The 17416-nt window shown below is 40.8% G+C and carries 13 protein-coding genes; 3 read left to right on the top strand and 10 right to left on the bottom strand.

Annotation, left to right across the window (positions count from 1 at the left end):
• Positions 1 to 35: 35 nt before the first annotated feature.
• The 3 genes from ileS to FNH22_RS20270 all read left to right on the top strand — a co-directional run bounded on the left by ileS (position 36) and on the right by FNH22_RS20270 (position 6905).
• Positions 36 to 3335 (top strand): isoleucine--tRNA ligase, encoded by a 3300-nt coding sequence (gene ileS, locus FNH22_RS20260; protein WP_143400263.1) that lies wholly within the window; start codon positions 36 to 38, stop codon positions 3333 to 3335.
• A 5-nt stretch (positions 3336 to 3340) separates the two neighbouring features.
• Positions 3341 to 3991 carry a lipoprotein signal peptidase gene (locus FNH22_RS20265; protein ID WP_143400264.1) on the top strand — a complete coding sequence of 217 codons (651 nt, stop codon included), beginning with the start codon at positions 3341 to 3343 and terminating at the stop codon, positions 3989 to 3991.
• A gap of 97 nt (positions 3992 to 4088) precedes the next feature.
• Positions 4089 to 6905 (top strand): pitrilysin family protein, encoded by a 2817-nt coding sequence (locus FNH22_RS20270; protein ID WP_143400265.1) that lies wholly within the window; start codon positions 4089 to 4091, stop codon positions 6903 to 6905.
• A 111-nt stretch (positions 6906 to 7016) separates the two neighbouring features.
• On the opposite strand, the gene FNH22_RS20275 is transcribed toward FNH22_RS20270, so the two are convergent.
• From FNH22_RS20275 to FNH22_RS20320, 10 genes are all read right to left on the bottom strand, one after another.
• Positions 7017 to 7781, bottom strand: coding sequence for a lipocalin family protein (locus tag FNH22_RS20275; protein WP_143400266.1), 765 nt, complete (start codon positions 7779 to 7781; stop codon positions 7017 to 7019).
• Between the two features lie 48 nt (positions 7782 to 7829).
• The gene (locus tag FNH22_RS20280) at positions 7830 to 9593 is read right to left on the bottom strand and encodes a M4 family metallopeptidase (protein WP_143400267.1); all 1764 of its coding nucleotides are present in this window, start codon (positions 9591 to 9593) and stop codon (positions 7830 to 7832) included.
• A gap of 243 nt (positions 9594 to 9836) precedes the next feature.
• Positions 9837 to 10472, bottom strand: coding sequence for a hypothetical protein (locus FNH22_RS20285; protein WP_143400268.1), 636 nt, complete (start codon positions 10470 to 10472; stop codon positions 9837 to 9839).
• Complete coding sequence (locus FNH22_RS20290) at positions 10469 to 11341, bottom strand: DUF4097 family beta strand repeat-containing protein (protein ID WP_185154326.1); 873 nt, start codon at positions 11339 to 11341, stop codon at positions 10469 to 10471. The genes FNH22_RS20285 and FNH22_RS20290 overlap by 4 nt, the downstream gene beginning before the upstream one ends.
• Before the next feature lie 23 nt (positions 11342 to 11364).
• Positions 11365 to 12054: a hypothetical protein gene (locus FNH22_RS20295; protein ID WP_143400270.1), complete on the bottom strand. Its 690-nt coding sequence runs from the start codon at positions 12052 to 12054 to the stop codon at positions 11365 to 11367.
• Between the two features lie 20 nt (positions 12055 to 12074).
• On the bottom strand, positions 12075 to 12611 hold the full coding sequence (locus FNH22_RS20300; RefSeq protein WP_143400271.1) for an RNA polymerase sigma factor: 537 nt from the start codon (positions 12609 to 12611) through the stop codon (positions 12075 to 12077).
• Positions 12612 to 12825: 214 nt separating this feature from the next.
• Positions 12826 to 14280, bottom strand: coding sequence for a TrkH family potassium uptake protein (locus FNH22_RS20305; protein WP_143400272.1), 1455 nt, complete (start codon positions 14278 to 14280; stop codon positions 12826 to 12828).
• Positions 14280 to 15620: a Trk system potassium transporter TrkA gene (trkA, locus tag FNH22_RS20310; RefSeq protein ID WP_143400273.1), complete on the bottom strand. Its 1341-nt coding sequence runs from the start codon at positions 15618 to 15620 to the stop codon at positions 14280 to 14282. The genes FNH22_RS20305 and trkA overlap by 1 nt, the downstream gene beginning before the upstream one ends.
• Positions 15621 to 15697: 77 nt before the next feature.
• Entirely contained in the window at positions 15698 to 16180 is a 483-nt protein-coding gene (locus tag FNH22_RS20315) for a gliding motility lipoprotein GldH (protein WP_143400274.1), read from the bottom strand.
• A complete protein-coding gene (locus FNH22_RS20320; RefSeq protein ID WP_143400275.1) occupies positions 16181 to 17329 on the bottom strand; it encodes a regulatory iron-sulfur-containing complex subunit RicT in 1149 nt (382 codons plus the stop codon). It abuts the gene before it with no gap.
• Between the last annotated feature and the right edge of the window lie 87 nt (positions 17330 to 17416).

The raw sequence follows: 17416 nt of genomic DNA on the forward strand, positions 1-17416 counted from the left end.
GCAATTTATATACATAAGGAGGTATACGAGTAGCGATGAAATACAAAGAGTACAAAGGGCTCAATTACGCAGAGGTAGCTAAGAACGTGCTTAGTTTTTGGGAGGAACATAAGATTTTTGAAAAGTCAGTAGATACAAGGGAAGGACAACCAACCTTCACTTTTTATGAAGGGCCTCCGTCGGCTAACGGTACCCCGGGTATTCATCATGTAATGGCCCGTGCAGTCAAAGATATTTTTTGCAGGTATAAAACACTCAAAGGCTTCCAGGTAAAAAGGAAAGGCGGATGGGATACCCATGGCCTGCCTGTGGAGCTTCAGGTAGAAAAAGAACTCGGTATTACCAAAGAAGATATAGGGGAAAAGATCTCGGTAGAAGAGTATAATCAAAGATGTCGGGAAACGGTAATGAAATTTAAGGACCAGTGGGATGACCTTACCTTGAAGATGGGATATTGGGTAGACCTGGATGATCCTTATGTGACCTTTGACCGTGATTATGTAGAGTCGTTATGGCAACTGTTAAAGCAGCTCTTTGATAAGGGTTTATTATATAAAGGGTATACGATACAACCCTATTCGCCTGCGGCAGGTACCGGGTTAAGTTCTCATGAACTTAACCAGCCAGGCACTTATCATGATGTGAAAGACACTACTATCACGGCCCAGTTCAAGAGAAAAGATAGTACCAACGAGTTTTTCCTGGCCTGGACCACTACACCCTGGACGTTGGCAGGAAACAGTGCATTAGCTGTTGGAGAGAAGATAGATTACGTCAGAGTAAAAACATTTAATGCATATACATTTGAGGAGATCCGGGTGATCCTTGCGAAAGACAGACTGGGTTCTTACTTCAATGAAAAATCTGCTAAAGCCAATTTTACAGAATACAAAGAAGGCGATAAGATCATCCCTTATCAGGTAATTGATGAAATAAAAGGGGCAGATCTGGTAGGGGTCGAATATGAACAATTACTGCCCTATGTAAAACCGGATGGCCCGGCCTTTAAGGTGATTCCCGGTGATTTTGTCAGTACTGAGGATGGCACAGGTATTGTGCATATTTCGCCCACTTTTGGTGCCGATGACCAGCGCGTTGCTCAACAGGCAGGTATTGTTCCTATCCTGGTAAAAGATGAGGAGGGCAATGATATGCCTATTGTTGACAAGCAGGGCAGGTATGTGAAAGAGATCACAGACTTTGCCGGGATGTATGTGAAAAACGAATACTACGCGAGTGAGGATGCTCCTGAAAAGTCACTGGATGTACTAATAGCCATTAAGCTCAAAGAGGAAAACCGGGCCTTTAAAGTCGAAAAATATGAACACTCGTATCCACACTGCTGGAGAACGGACAAGCCTATACTTTATTATCCTTTGGATTCGTGGTTCATCAAAACTACAGCTCTGAAAGATAGACTAGTGGAGTTGAATAATACCATTAACTGGAAACCTGGCTCGACTGGCACCGGTCGTTTTGGCAACTGGCTGGAAAACCTGGTGGACTGGAACCTTTCCCGTTCACGTTTTTGGGGCACTCCATTGCCTATATGGGTGTCAGAAGATGGGAGTGAGCTGAAATGTGTTGGTTCTTTGAAGGAACTTAATGATGAAGTGCAACTGTCTATTGAAGCTGGCTTTATGATGGAGCCACTACCCAAGGATTTTGACCTTCATCGACCATTTGTAGATGATGTCGTGTTGGTGAGTGCCACAGGTAAGAAAATGTACCGTGAGCCGGATCTGGTAGATGTTTGGTTTGATTCCGGGGCTATGCCTTATGCCCAGTGGCATTATCCTTTCGAGAATAAAGACATATTTGAATCAAACTTCCCGGCTGATTTTATAGCGGAAGGCGTGGATCAAACCAGAGGTTGGTTTTTTACACTCCATGCCCTGGGCGTTATGTTACATGATAGTGTGGCATTCAAAAATGTAATTGCCAACGGGCTGGTACTGGATAAGAACGGGAATAAGATGTCCAAGCGACTGGGCAATGCGGTGGACCCTTTTAAAACCCTGGCTAAGCACGGTCCGGATGCCACACGTTGGTATATGATATCCAATGCTAACCCCTGGGACAACCTCAAATTTAATGTTGACGGTATTGTAGAGGTACAGCGCCGGTTTTTTGGAACATTACATAATACCTATTCTTTCTTTGCCCTGTATGCTAACCTGGATGGGTTCGATTATTCCGGGGAAAACATAGCTATGGCCAAAAGAACAGAAAGTGACCGATGGATACTTTCTAAATTAAATACTGTGGTAGAAAAAGTAGGAACGGCCTTTGAAGACTATGAACCTACCCGAGCAGCCCGATTGATACAAGACTTTACCATCGATGATCTTAGCAACTGGTATGTACGTTTGAACAGAAAACGTTTCTGGAAGGGAGAATACAATGAAGATAAAGAAGCTGCCTACCAGACCTTGTATACCTGTTTGATGACTATTGCCAAGTTAAGTTCACCGATAGCGCCTTTTTATACGGACCAGCTTTATCATGACCTGAATACTGTGACAAACCTAGAAGAACAGGTGTCTGTTCATTTAACAGATTTTCCTGAACCCGATCGTGCTATTATTGATCAGGAGTTAGAGGAGCGGATGGCTTCGGCACAAAATATTTCATCATTAGTGCATTCACTTCGCAAAAAACATATGATCAAAGTACGTCAGCCATTATCAAAGATTTTGGTACCTGTACTTAATGATCATTTTAAAGCCCAGGTAGAAGCGGTGGAAGACCTGATCCTGTCTGAGGTAAATATCAAGCAAATAGAATTTGTGGATGATCAATCTGGTGTATTGGTAAAAAACATTAAGCCTAACTTTCGTAAGCTGGGACAGCAGTACGGGCCTAAGTTAAAGGAAATAACGTCCGTCATCAATACGTTTAGTGAAGACCAGATAGCCATTTTGGAGAAAGAAGAAAAACTTGCTATACAGATCGCTTCGGGAGAGATAGTACTAACCCTTGAAGACGTCGAGGTAACCTATCAGGACATTCCCGGTTGGTCGGTTGCTTCAGAAGGAAGGCTTACGGTGGCATTGGACGTAACTATTTCTGAAGAGCTGAAGAAAGAAGGGATAGCCCGTGATCTGGTAAACAGGGTGCAAAACATGCGTAAAGATATGGGGCTGGAGGTACAAGATCGTATCACGATCAACATCGAAAAAAATACAGAACTCGTTAACGCCGCATTAAAGGCAAATAAGGAATATATTTGTCAGGAAACCCAGGCCCTTTCCCTGGAAATACCGGACCAGCTCGCGGACGGTATTCTTCTGGAAATGGATGAGCATAAATTGAAAGTAAAGATAGAAGCCTAGTATTCGTGAAGTTATATAAATATTTTCTGTTGGCATTAGGAGTAATTGTAATCGACCAAACCTCCAAACTTCTGGTGTATTACAATATGGACATGGGCACAGCAGGTGAGATAGAAGTTATTGGGGACTGGTTCAAACTTCATTACTTGCTTAATCCGGGTATGGCATTTGGCCTTAAGTGGAGTCATGAATTTGGCAAACTATTACTTACACTATTCAGGCTTGGAGCTATGGTAGGTATTGGTTATTACATCATTTACCTATACCGACAAAATGCGAAAACGGGCCTTTTATGGTGTATGGGTCTCATATTGGGGGGAGCAGTAGGTAACGTCATCGACAGTACTTTTTACGGAGTGTTTCTGGACAACGCGCCAGCGGATTCACCGACACCCTGGTTTCATGGACAAGTGATAGATATGCTTTTCTTTCCTTTGTTTGATGGCTATTATCCTGAATGGGTCCCGGTGATAGGGGGAGATTATTTTCTGTTTTTTAGCCCTGTCTTCAATATTGCGGATTCATCTATTTTTATAGGTGTGGTATTGATATTGATATTCCAAAAGAGGTATTTTAAGCATAAAGAGGATGTAAAAAGTTCAGCGCCTGATGTACCGGTTTCCAAGGAAAACTCTGATTCCCTTATTACATCATAACATTGTAAATTACTTCTGGTTTTCTTGTATTCCAGTATGCTAAGTTGCTATTTTCGAGCGCCTTAACATGAAAGTCAAATTTAAACCAACACCTGCCATGAGAACGATCCGTATATTATGTATCCTCTTTTTTTCCTTTTTCATTACCTCTATACAGGCGCAGAAAATTGCTGTAGAGCTTGATCTTAATATACCACTTCCTGTTGATAGTAATGTCCGCATAGGAAAACTTGATAACGGTCTTACGTACTACATCCGTAAAAATGCTAAGCCTGAAAACAAAGTGGAGTTACGATTAGTGTTGGATGCAGGGTCTATGCTCGAAGATGAAAGTCAACGTGGATTAGCACATTTTCTGGAGCACATGGCGTTTAATGGTACTAAGAATTTTGAAAAGAATGAGCTGGTGAATTACCTCCAGTCCGTCGGTGTGAAGTTTGGAGCAGATCTGAATGCTTACACCAGCTTTGACGAGACTGTATATATCCTGCCAATACCTTCAGATGATGAAGAGATCCTCAATAAAGGTTTAACAGTATTGGAAGATTGGGCTCAGAATATGCTGTTGGATGAGGAAGAGATTGACAAAGAACGTGGAGTAGTCATTGAAGAGTGGAGGTTAGGTCAGGGGGCCGACCAGCGGATGAGAGATCAATGGTTCCCGGTAATGTTTAAAGATTCGCGTTATGCAGATCGTCTGCCTATTGGTACGAAAGAAACGCTGGAAACTTTCAAGTATAACACCTTGCGTCAGTTTTATAAAGACTGGTATCGTCCGAATTTGATGGCTGTAATCGCTGTGGGAGATATTGATCCGGATGTTATGGAGCAAAAGATAAAAGAACGCTTTGGCAGACTTACTAACCCGAAAAAACCAAAAGAAAGGACTTTTTATAAAGTTCCTGATCATGATGAGACACTAACCAGTGTAGTTACGGATAAGGAAGCAGCTTTTACCAGGATACAACTGGTGTATAAGAAAGACAATAAGCCTACTGAAACATTGGCAGATTTTAAGCGTGATATGACCTATTTATTATATACAGGTATGCTCAACCAACGTCTGGATGAACTGAAGCGTGCAGCAGAACCACCGTTTATTTATGCTAATACCGGTTTTGGTAGTATGGTCAGGACCAAAGATAATTATACCTCATTTGCTGTGGTGGGTGCTGATGGTATCAAAAAAGGGCTTATGACATTGGTCATAGAAAATGAGCGTGCCAAACGTTTTGGATTTACGAAAGGTGAATTGGAAAGATTCAAAAAGATTGTGATCAATAGCCTGGAAAAAGCGATGAAAGAAGCAGATAAAACAGAATCTGAAGACTATGCAGATGAGTATATCAGAAATTTTTTATCAGCTGAACCGATACCCGGAATTGATTTTGAATATAATTTCTATAAAGATGTGTTGCCCTCGATCTCACTTAATGAGGTAAACCAGTTAGGAAAGCAATGGATAGGTAAAACCAACCGTGTAGTGGTGATCACTGGCCCGGAAAAAGAAGGTATAACCATGCCTACCGAGGAACAAGTCAATAAAATGATAAGAGAAGCTACTTTGGCCCACATCGAACCTTATGAAGACAAGCTAATACCTACGTCATTAATGGAAGCGCAGCCTCAGCCTGGCAAGGTGACAGAGACTAAAACATTAAAAACAGTAGAGGCCACCGAATTAATACTGTCTAATGGGTTGAAAGTAGTACTTAAATCCACTGATTTTAAAAACGACGAAATATTCATGGAGGCCTTTAGCTACGGGGGTGAATCACTTTATGAGTTAACTGATGAGCAAACTGCTGCCAATGCAGCCAGCGTAATCGCTGAGGGCGGAGTGAAAGACTTATCACCTACTGATATCCGTAAGGTACTCTCTGGTAAAACAGTAAATGCAGGCCCCTATATTAACAGGTTATCAGAGGGAGTGAGCGGAAGTACCTCGCCGGAGGATATCGAAATTATGCTTCAATTGGTGCACCTTTATTTCACTTCTCCCCGGAAAGATCGGGAGTCTTTTGAATCCTTCAAGTCTAAAAATGCTATGTTGTTGCAGAACCTGATGGCCAACCCCCAGTTTTTCTATACCGATCAACTTAGTAAAATAATGACGGATGATCACCCGAGAGGGGAAAGGTTCCCTACGCCGGAAGACCTGGAAAAGATAGATTTCAACAGAGCCCATGAGATCTATAAAGAACGTTTTCAAGATGCCGCAGATTTTACCTTCTTTTTTGTCGGCAGCTTTGATCAGGAAAAGCTTGTGCCGTTGTTGGAGGCTTATTTGGGTAGCTTACCTTCTATCGGATCAAAAGAAGAATGGAGAGATTTGGGCGTGAGGCCTCCGAAGGGAGTAGTAAATAAAGTTCTGAATAAAGGTACAGATCAAAAGAGTGATGTCACAGTTGTGTTTACAGGTGAGAAAACCTATGCAAAAAAAGAAAACTATCATTTACGATCTCTGGGAGAACACCTCACGAATCGGTTAATAGAAGTATTAAGAGAGGACAAGTCCGGTGTATATGGAGTCAATGCCCAAGGTAGTGCTTCTAAATATCCCTATGAAAATTATTCATTTGTAGTCAGTTTCTCATGTGGCCCGGAAAACGTTGATGAGCTCGTTAAAGCTGTATTTGATGAAATCGATAAGATCAAAGAGGATGGAATATCAGCAGAAGACCTTACCAAGATCACAGAAACTCAAAAGAGGGACCGAAAAGACCGTTTAAAAGAAAATAAATTCTGGATAAGCGCTTTGAAGTCCTATTATTTTAATGGTACTGATCTGGATACCTTCTATGAATATGAGGAGCAAATGAAAAAGCTGGCAGCTAAAGATATACAAAATGCAGCCAGAGAATACCTGAAAGAAGATGCCTATATAAAGGTAATCCTGATGCCTGAGGAATGATACGCCCTGTGGATTTTTCGGCAATTCATAGAACGTTAAAAAATTGAACGTCATACTGTATTGAGATACTAAAGCATCCAAAAGCAATTGCTTTTGGATGCTTTTTAGAAACTATTCAATGGGGTTTAGTACAAATAAAACATCTGAAGGTACTCCTTCAATATCAAGTTCTAAGATTAAACCAAGGGTGTTCGGATTGATACTTTCAACAGTAAATTCTTGTTTTGAGCCATCTTCGTTTGTAAGCGTTAAATTTTTTTCGGAGTTACTTAAGCTCCATTGAAACAAAAATTGGCCTAATGTCTCACCGGGACATAACTCACGTCCTACATCTTCTAACCCCAACTGTTCATCGCGTTGAAATAAAAGAATGTCATCCTTCTCACACTCGTCTAAGGCCGGGAAAATACTAAATCCATCTACCAGGGCGTCTTTGATAATCCAGCTTTTCTCAGTTTTGCCGGTCAAATGATTTCCAACAGAAGAAATAACTGAGATTTCAGATTTATTTAGTTTGTTTTCCTCCAGCTCAGTAAGACTAACTTCTGTGTGCCAATTAGTGGTATCCCCTTTAAAGACATCTACATAATACACAACAGGAGATAAGTCTTCATTAAAAATTACTTCTCCTGTAGCGTCTGTTTCATCAGAAGCCACTGGATTTTGACCAGTTAACCAATCTTGTTGAGAACTGTACAGCACTACATTTATAGCATTTACCGGTATGCCATTTTGAGTCACCGTAAGCGTTAGGCTGGTGGGTATTATTTTTGGATCGTCGTCGTTACAGGAGTAAAGCAACAAGGAAAAGAATAGCATCTTCAACATTAATTTTTTCGTTGTCACGAAATATCCATGTGTTTTTAATAATCGCATAGCTTATTAGATTTTAATGATAAAATTTAGTCTGTCAATTGTGGGTACCTATCGCTTATATATTTTGATAGGATCAGTGATTTGATTGTTTCTTCTTAGGATGTAGATTCCGGCAGGCAGGCCTGTAAGATCTAATGAAATGACACCTTGACCACCTGACTGAATTCTGCCTTTGGTATTTACCTTACTTCCTAAGGTCGAGTAAATAGTTATGTCCGGATCGTTACCTTGTGCGGGTACATCTTCTATGTCTATTTGTACCCGTTCTCCATCTTGAACCGGATTTGGAAAAGCTCGTGAGGCTGTTCTTGATAAGCTCGTTTCATCAACGTTGGTGATAACCTGTTTTCTTATACCTACGGCATCCCACGCCTTTATGACCTGTCTAAGTTCTTGAGAATCTTTCCCAAACAGATCTGTGGTAGCTTGTATCGAGCCTGACCTGGCATCCATGAATTTAGCCGTAGAGTTGAGATAATAATTAAGTGTTCGGTAAGCTATCTGCTCTGCTTTGCCCAGGCCCAGGGCTGATATATTGTAGTCATCCCCATTGTCGTTTATTCCCTCACCTCCCATAGTAAGCAGGTAAAACCAGTAGTTTATAGGGCCATTGTTTTGATGTGCAAATATGTCACGTTCCTGGCCTGAATACCAGTTTTCACCTTTGTAGGTATCGGGCTGACCTTTTGCTTTAGGGTCTGACAGGTCCCTGAAACCCCCCAGTTGCTCTGCCAAAACCCAGAGATCTTTTAAGCCATTGACGCTACGATAAAATTTCACAGAGGTGCCGAAAATATCGGCAAAAGCCTCGTCAAGTGAGGCCGTTTCTCCAATATAGAGTAGTTGAGCGGAATAAAAAACCACAGCATGTGCCATCTCATGCGCTACTACGTCCAGCGTAGCATTTGGACCCAATGGCCCTCCGTCACCATAGCCCATGAAGTTAAAAGGAGGTGCCAGGTAAAATGCCTCATCCCAATCGTCGCCTAAATGAACAATACTGTTTATATCACCACCCTCATTATCTATACTATTGCGTTTATGTACATCCAGAAAATAATCAAATGTAACTTCAGATGCCCAGTGAATATCTGTTGCTATTTCATCAAGTCGTTCATTCCGTAAATCCCATAAGTTATCTTCGTCTTGAAAATTAGTGACTGTATCAAGCAGTGGGGCCTGGCCAAAATTTTCTGTGAACTGTTCAATAGTTTGATTTTCAGCGTTAAGCGTTCTGATAAGTACTCCCTGACGTTCTTCTTGTAAAATAAACCCTCCTGCTTGTTTATACGCAGTGATATCTACTTCACCATGATATCTGGTAATAGCTTTACCGGGAGAGTTTACTCCTCGATATTGAGGAACAGTGAGGGTAGTGTGTCCGTCTACTGCGTCAACGAAATTTAGCAAACCCGATTCTGAGGTACACTCAGTCAGATAAAAATCGTTATCTTCTTTGATCAGATAATGATTTTTATCTGGCTGTGATATTTTTCCCAGACGGGCAGCATGCCCCTCATTCATTTTGATTGTTTGGACAGAATGGTCCTGGATGGACTTAAGTCTGTTGTTATCAAAGTGAGCAATTACTTCTCCTCCCAGCACTTTGACACCATGGTGATATTGCTGCAAGCGAACATGTATCATTCCCAGCTTGTCCTGTTTGAGGTTGACAACCGACAGAGAGTCCGCAGAAGACAGGTGTACTTGTTTGTAGACCTGGTATAGATATGATGCCGGTATATCGATTGTCTGACCATAGGACCGGACAACAAAAACTAAGATCAATAATGGGTATACGAAACGATTCATCCTTCTTTAATTTGAGTCGACTTAAAGTGGCATGTCCGTATACTTTAGTTGTATGCAGTTGAAAATAAACTGATATTTTTCCTGGAAATAACGGTTCGACAGGTAGAGACATCTAAGTAAAAAGTCAATTATAGTTTATTATATCAGGTGTAAGGATTGGCAATAAGAACTTTGCCGGTTTGCCTGGAGGTTGACAACCCTCTTAACAAGGTGTATTTAAATGCTACAAGAGGAATGATAACCCTAAAACGAAATGCCCCATTTACCCGTAAAGATAAAATCGATACCTGTTTCACGGTTCTCAAAGGCTTTGAAGATATTTTCAAGCCCAAAATTAATATCAAAAAAGAAGTGCTTTCCCAGTCTTCTTTGAATACCATATAATAGATTGATAGTAGCGTGATCATCATTTTTGCTGAAACGGTGACCATAAGTGGATACAGCGCTGAAATAATTTCCGGAAAAATTATTAGCGCTCTTACCTCTTAACATCCGTTTGTTCATGAAGTAGTAATAGCGAATACCACCCAGTATTTGTACTTCTTGAAAATCATCCCGGTCAGACCGCAGATAAGATTCTACTATCCATGACCAATTGGGGTTTACTTTTTGTTCAAAGGCCAGGTTGATCACTTTGTTTCGAGCAGCATCTTTATCTTCCCAATTTGATACCAGGAACAGGTAAGGCCCTACCAGGTCTATTTTGAATAGACTTAACTTTTCCTCTTGTGCTCGAATGATTTTGTTGTAAGCACGTAGCAATTGAGAATACTGAACCGTATCCATTGTTTCCGTACTGGTTTCCACCTTGATTTTTTCTTGCCCATAACTGGCACAAGTACAACCTATAAGATAAAATACTAAAACTACTTTTTTCATTTGACAGATAGGCTGATGACACCAAAGCTGGTCTCGGCGTTAATCCTGGATTTTCCATTGCCCAAATAACGCCAGGAGCTTACGTTATTTTTTTGATCCATTTTCCCTGTTAAATGGTGCGGTACCTTTATTTTTCCAAAATTTGATTTTAACTTAATTTGAAACTCGTCCCAATTTGCCAATACTTCCAGGTTAATATCAGACTTATCTGCTTCAATATTCAGCGCTGCCTGACGCTGTACATTACTTATGGTAATATCCCCTAGTCGGGAGTTTATAGATAATATACCTGAGAGGTGGTCTATAGTGGTTTTAGTTTTATTAAAATCAAGTGTGTGATTTCCCGAAAAGTTCTTGGACGTGAAATCTCCGAAATAGCTCTCTATTTTTCCTGTTCCTCCTACATGATTCAGGGTGATGTTACCAAATTTGTTAGTAACAATATGTTTACCATATATGCCTGAAATGTCAATGTTACCGTATTCATTGTTGATCGTGAGCTGTATGCTGGCCGGAACCCAAATTTCATACTCCACAAGTAGTATAGCTTGCAGTTCTTTTACGTTATTGGGGAATTCCAGCTGATTTGCTAAGTTGATGATGTTCTTACGTTTGTTCATGGTATATTTCTGGTATTCCAACTCTTTTCTTGCTACTTCTGATAACACAGCCTTAGCTATGAGTTTTAATGTTACTTTGACTGCATTTTTTTCCCAGGTATTTACAGCTATTGACGACTTCTCTCCACGAATGAGTAAGGCATCACCTGCTTGATAGTCAAAACTTCTTTCAATGGTTTTGGTGATCACTTTCACCTGGATCTGGGCTGACCCAACAGTAAAAGCCGACAGAAAGAGGATAAATGTCAAACAATATGATAAAATTTTTACGCTCATCCGATGATCATCTGTATCAATTGCTTTCCTACCTCGTTTTTTTCTTTTTCAACTCTCACCAGGTAATCCACAAGATGTAACTGGGATTTATGGTTGTTCATGGTTGTGATCAACTCTTGTTTTGATGTATCCAGTTCAAGATAGTATTCGAATAGCCCTTTAAACTCTGGTGATTGACACTGCAAAGCTATTTTTGAGCAATGTGCTTTTATGACTTCTAAAAGTTCATCATCCTGGTTTAATTCTCCGATGGCCACTTTTAAAATTTCGTTTGGTGCTGTAATTTCTTCCGTGGTGTTGGAGATCATTATATGCTCATTCGGTTCCTGCAAAAAGTAAAGTCCAAAAATAATAAGCAGGCTCGCAGCAATACCCGTTGTCCATGCTATTGACAGTTGCCGATTGGTTTTCTCCTTATCTAAAGCCAGGTTTTCAAACCTTACTGGCGCCTCGTAACAGGGTAATGTTTCGATGGCCCTTCTCATAGGGGCCTCTTTTGAGGCAACTTCAAGTTTTTGTTCCAGATCATCCCATACATGACCAGGAGCACTTTTTAGCTCGATGTATTGTAATAGGGCATTGTCCAGGTTTGATAATCCAACTTCCATATCAAGCTCTTCCGATATTTTTCCCCAGATCTGATCAGGTGCCCTGTGTACGGGTAACTGTCTAATAGCTTTTGTCATATGGTCTTTACTGTCAGGCATCAGTCCATCATTGAGGCAAGTGTTTTTTGCAGGCTTTTCTTGGCATAATATAACTGCGATTTAGAAGTGCCTTCAGAAATCCCTACCAACTCAGCTACTTCTCTGTGGGTATATCCTTCAACTTCTATCAATAAAAACACGTTTTTATAGCCGTTGGGTAGTTGTGCTATCGCTTTTTCCAAGTATTCGCCTGTAAGGTCAGAGTCCCATATAATCGGTTCCAGTGCTTGTCTTTCTTCATTGATTTCCTCGAAAATCAAGTGTTTTTTCTGCTTTTCTAATCCAGCTCGTATGACTATGGTTTTAATCCAGGCCCCTAAGGAAGATTCTTTTTTGAAACCTTTTAAACTCCTGAAAATCCTGATAAATGCCTCTTGAAGCGCATCTGCGGCATCGTATTCATTATTCAGCATCCGTAATAGGATGGTATACATAGCATCTTTGTAACGGTCATAAAGTAACTTTTGAGCCACCCGGTCATGGGTCAGACACCTATCTGCCAGTTCGGCCTCATACGGATCAATGGAATAACTCAATAGTTAAGGTTCTGAAATTCAAGTTAAAGTGGGTTAGTAGATATAAAAGGTTGTATGGATCAGAAAGTTTTTTTTAATATTCACCACAGGTGGTCACCGGCTGCATTTATGACTAAAGGGCTGGTTTCAAGTTTTTGAAAACCATTGAGAAATGACTCTAAAGCATATTGATATGGAAATAGCTGTCAACCAGTAAACAGGGTCGCTTTTATCGTTAATACTTCTGCCAGAAATTGGGATTGAAGAGCATTAGAACGGTAAATAATTCCAGTCGTCCTAATAGCATGAGAGTGGCAAGTAGCCATTTGCCAAACGGAGTGATGGATGAGAAGTTATTGACAGGCCCCACTTGCCCCAGGCCCGGACCTATGTTTCCAAGACTAGTTGCTACTGCGCCTAAAGCGGTGTCAAAGTCTACCCCGGTAAATGAAATGAGAAAAACGCCAACTACGTACACCAATAAATAGATCATTACGAATGCCAGTACATTATAGGTGATGTCCCTGCTCACGGCAGAGTTGTTCAATCTTACGGGTATTACCGCTGACGGGTGAAGCTGCCTTTTCATTTCCAGGAAGCTGTTCTTAAATAGTAAAGTATGGCGCACTACTTTGATTCCTCCTGCCGTAGACCCTGCCGAAGCGCCTAAAAACATGAGCATGAAAAAAACAATGGTCAAAAATGGTGTCCATGAAGTATAGTCTGCTGTTACGAAGCCTGTGGTGGTGATCAGAGAGACGACTTGAAAAAGTGAGTCTCTGAAAGACTTTTCGAAGCCTGTCCAACTGGAAGAGAAAACAAAAAATGAAATACATATCGATAGTACAGCGACTAGTATGAAATACATACGAAATTCTTCGTTAGCCCAGGCTTTCTTTAGTCTTCCCTTCAGGCAGTAATATGTGATAGTGAAGTTTGTTCCGGCTAAAAACATGAATGCAATGATCACGTATTGGATATATGCAGAATCATAGTGCGCCACGCTTTTGTTTTTTGTTGAAAACCCTCCGGTAGCCATAGTGGTGAGTGAGTGATTCAAGGCATCAAAAAAGGTCATCCCCCCAAGTAGCAGCAGAACGGTTTCAGTGACTGTTAGCCCAAGATAAATGAACCACAAACGTTTCGCGACATCTTTTATTCGCGGTTTCATCTTGTCAGGGCTGATACCGGGAGCCTCAGCAATAAATAGTTGCATACCACCAATTCCCAGGATGGGTAGAATAGCAACAGCCAATACAATAATCCCCATACCACCGATCCATTGGGTGAGGCTACGCCAGAATAAAATGCCTTTTGGTACACCTTCTATATTGTTAAGAACAGAAGCTCCTGTGGTCGTAAAACCAGAAATGGTCTCAAAAAAAGCATCTGTAAAGTTCGGTATGGCCCCGGATAAAATAAACGGTAATGTACCAAAGAGTGACATGAAAAACCAGCCTAACGTCACGATCAGGTATCCATCTTTTTTCTTCAGTTCTTTACTCTTATGGTTTTTGGTGAGCAGCCAGGTAGTTGAGCCACATACAATGGTGATCAACCCGGAAATTAAAATATAAAACCAATCCTCTCCATAGTAAACAGAAAACGGCATGCATAGCAACATGAAGGAGCCATTTAGGAAAAGCAACAAGCCAAGTATGTTTGTGATTAATGGAAAGTTAAACCTCATTACATAAAGTAGCTCTCAACAGCATGAATACAATGAGGGCGGCAAAGTACCACAGCCCGGTCTTTAGGTCTGAATTGGAAATCCCCCATGGCAGTATAACCTACGCCATTACGAATAACACCGCCTATAACCGCTCCCTTAGGAAACTCCAGGTCACGTACCATGTTTTCGGTGATTTTAGAACCTGCTTTTACAATAAACTCGAGAATCTCTGCATCTACACCATGAATAGTGGTTAGGTTCACTACATCTCCCTGTCGTATGTAACGGAAAATAAAGTTAGCCGCGATCAATTTTTTGTTGATCATGGTATCTACACCAATGTTCTGGGATAAATGGATGTAGTCGATATTTTCTACCAGGGAAATGGTCTTTTTTACATTCCGGTTTTTAGCTACCAGGCAGGATATAATGTTAGTTTCAGAATTTCCGGTAACAGCAATAAAAGCATCCATTTCACTAATTCCTTCTTCTTCTAAAAGCTCTACGTCCCGTGCATCACCGTTAATTATCATAACGTTCTTAAGCTGGTCGGCTAATTCAAAGCACTTGTCCTTTTCAAGTTCTACCAGCTTTACTTTAAACTTACGACTCAATCTCTTAGCTGCATGATAACCCACCTTGCTGCCTCCAAGGATCATTATGTTTTTTATCTCTTGCTTTTCTTTACCTGAAAGCGCTAACACACGGTCCGTTCCATCTGGTTGCGTAATAAAATACACATGGTCTTCAGGCTCAAACTGGGTATCTCCCCGGGGAATAATAGTTTCATTATTTCGTAGAATAGCAACGGTTACAAAATTGAAGTCCGGATTAAGGTGTGCTGTTTCGATGAGCGATTTGCCTGCTATTGGACTATTGTCATCTACCTGTATACCAATAAGAGAGAGTTTGCCTTCATCGAAATCAAAAGTATCAGTGAGTGCGATCCCCTTAAGCAGGCGTTTGATCTCTTTGGCGGCTAAAGATTCGGGAGATATGATTTCATCTATTCCCAGTTCTTTCAGGTCGAGCTTTTCCTTATTCAGAAGGTATTCTACATTCTGAATACGTGCTACAGTTTTCTTGGCTCCCAGGTGCTTGCCAATAATTGCGGTGGTGAGGTTAGTCTCCTCTGAAGAGGTGACCGCTATGAGTAGGTCTGCATTTGAAATGTCTGCTTCATCTAATATTCTGTAGGAAGTGGAGTTGCCTTTGATGGTGCCAACGTCAAGTGTGTTAGCTGCTTGTTTTAGCGTGCTTCCATCGCGATCAATCAAAATGATATCCTGCTCCTCGTAAGCTAGAAGTTTAGCCAGGTGGTAACCCACGTCTCCGGCACCGGCAATGATGATTCTCATAATCTCGAACTAGGAAATAAATATACTAGTGAAATTGCTATTTGCAAACAGACCAAATGGAAATACTAAAACTCTTTTTACTCACTTATTTCCTGTGCTTCTTCCAGCCTCATCCCGACTGATATAATTTCTTTCAAAGTGTCAGGTCTCATATAGTGCTGTAAACTAAATTGATATACACCCACCTGATCAAATTTATGGTTCTTCAGTATAGTGAATTGATGATCAAAAATATCCCCTAACCCTGAACCATACGGTTTTCCCGTTTTTGGGTCGAAAAGATCCTGGTTTATTAATTCTTTGCTCACCAGGTTGCCCAATGTGTCGTTTAAATTATAACGCACGTAAATGTTTTGAAATGGATAAGATCGGGTATTCCTTATGTTGTAATAAAGGTTATACCTTTTCTGTGAGCTTGCTAACTTAAATTCAAAGTGGATAGCACTATCAGCAAGCCATAATTTTTTCGGCAGTTCAATATTTTTCTCATAGATCCTGTCCGTGTCACAGGAGGTGAGTTGCAAAGCCAGCATCATTAAGCAAAGGGTGATCGTCCTCATTTAATTACTATTGCCCTGATTTTTGTTATTCCTAAAATTTCGTCTTTTTTTCCTGCGTTTTTTCTTCTGCCCTGTTTTTTGTTTGTACTTTTTGTCCATCCTCTCCAGGTCACTATTCAATGAGGAGAACTCATTTTTGTCCGGCACATCATTTTCAAGCAAAGAAACAGGTTTTTGACCTTTCTCATTAAGAGAGATGATTTCATTTACTCTGGTTACAGGAATAGGGTGCCATGCGTTTTCATCGTCATAGCCAAACCACATGATCTTTCGGAAGATATCGGTTTTTTGAAGCTTTGCACGTCCTTTTTCAGTGACTAAGGGCTTTTCCAGGTCAGGAATATCTTTCAAAGCATCCATATAGGTTTCTAACTCATAATTCAGGCAGCACTTTAGTCGGCCACACTGACCTGAAAGCTTACTTGGATTAAGTGAAAGGTTTTGATAACGGGCAGCGCTGGTAGATACACTTTTAAAGTCAGACAGCCAGGTAGAACAACACAGTTCTCTACCGCATGAACCAATCCCTCCTAAACGGCCAGCTTCCTGCCGAAGGCTTATTTGACGCATTTCTACCCTGATTTTGAATTCAGAGGCCAGCACTTTTATCAACTCCCGGAAGTCTACCCTGTCATCAGCTGAATAATAGAAGGTAGCTTTTGAGTTATCCGCCTGATACTCAATATCGGAAAGTTTCATTCCAAGTTTAAGGTTCTGGATGATCTCACGGGTACGGTATAGTGTAGGTAATTCCCTTTTCTTTACCTCTTCGTATTTTTCCAGGTCTTTGTGATGAGCTATGCGATATATCTTGCGGATCTCCTCATCGTCCTTGAGCTTCTTTTTTTGCATTTGAAGCCGAACCAATTCTCCCTGCAAAGACACATGTCCTAAATGATGACCATTGGGCACATCTACGACTACCGCATCACCAGTAGTAAGGTCAAGACCCTCGGCATTTTTGAAAAACTCTTTTCTGCCGCCCTTAAACCTTACTTCTACAATATTAAATTTATCTATAACAGGCAGATCCATATTGGAAAGCCAGTCAAAAACATTCATTTTGTTGCATCCTCCGGTCAGGCATCCCCCGTTATTATTACACCCTGCTACTTCACCCCCTCCGGAGTTGCACGTACTACAACCCATGCCTTAATGTTTCAATTCCGTATCGCTAAAGATAGCAATTCGTGTATTTAATGTTTCATATAAGCAACATTAAAGATAACAATTCGT

It is taken from the genome of Fulvivirga sp. M361 (assembly GCF_007097395.1).
In the GTDB taxonomy this organism is placed as follows: domain Bacteria; phylum Bacteroidota; class Bacteroidia; order Cytophagales; family Cyclobacteriaceae; genus Fulvivirga.

Coding starts and splice junctions, on each gene's coding strand:
- FNH22_RS20315 (WP_143400274.1), bottom strand. CDS start 16,180: ATGAGGACGATCACCCTTTGCTTAATGATGCTGGCTTTGCAACTCACC.
- FNH22_RS20270 (WP_143400265.1), top strand. CDS start 4,089: ATGAGAACGATCCGTATATTATGTATCCTCTTTTTTTCCTTTTTCATT.
- FNH22_RS20280 (WP_143400267.1), bottom strand. CDS start 9,593: ATGAATCGTTTCGTATACCCATTATTGATCTTAGTTTTTGTTGTCCGG.
- FNH22_RS20305 (WP_143400272.1), bottom strand. CDS start 14,280: ATGAGGTTTAACTTTCCATTAATCACAAACATACTTGGCTTGTTGCTT.
- FNH22_RS20295 (WP_143400270.1), bottom strand. CDS start 12,054: ATGACAAAAGCTATTAGACAGTTACCCGTACACAGGGCACCTGATCAG.
- FNH22_RS20285 (WP_143400268.1), bottom strand. CDS start 10,472: ATGAAAAAAGTAGTTTTAGTATTTTATCTTATAGGTTGTACTTGTGCC.
- FNH22_RS20275 (WP_143400266.1), bottom strand. CDS start 7,781: ATGCGATTATTAAAAACACATGGATATTTCGTGACAACGAAAAAATTA.
- ileS (WP_143400263.1), top strand. CDS start 36: ATGAAATACAAAGAGTACAAAGGGCTCAATTACGCAGAGGTAGCTAAG.
- FNH22_RS20320 (WP_143400275.1), bottom strand. CDS start 17,329: ATGGGTTGTAGTACGTGCAACTCCGGAGGGGGTGAAGTAGCAGGGTGT.
- trkA (WP_143400273.1), bottom strand. CDS start 15,620: ATGAGAATCATCATTGCCGGTGCCGGAGACGTGGGTTACCACCTGGCT.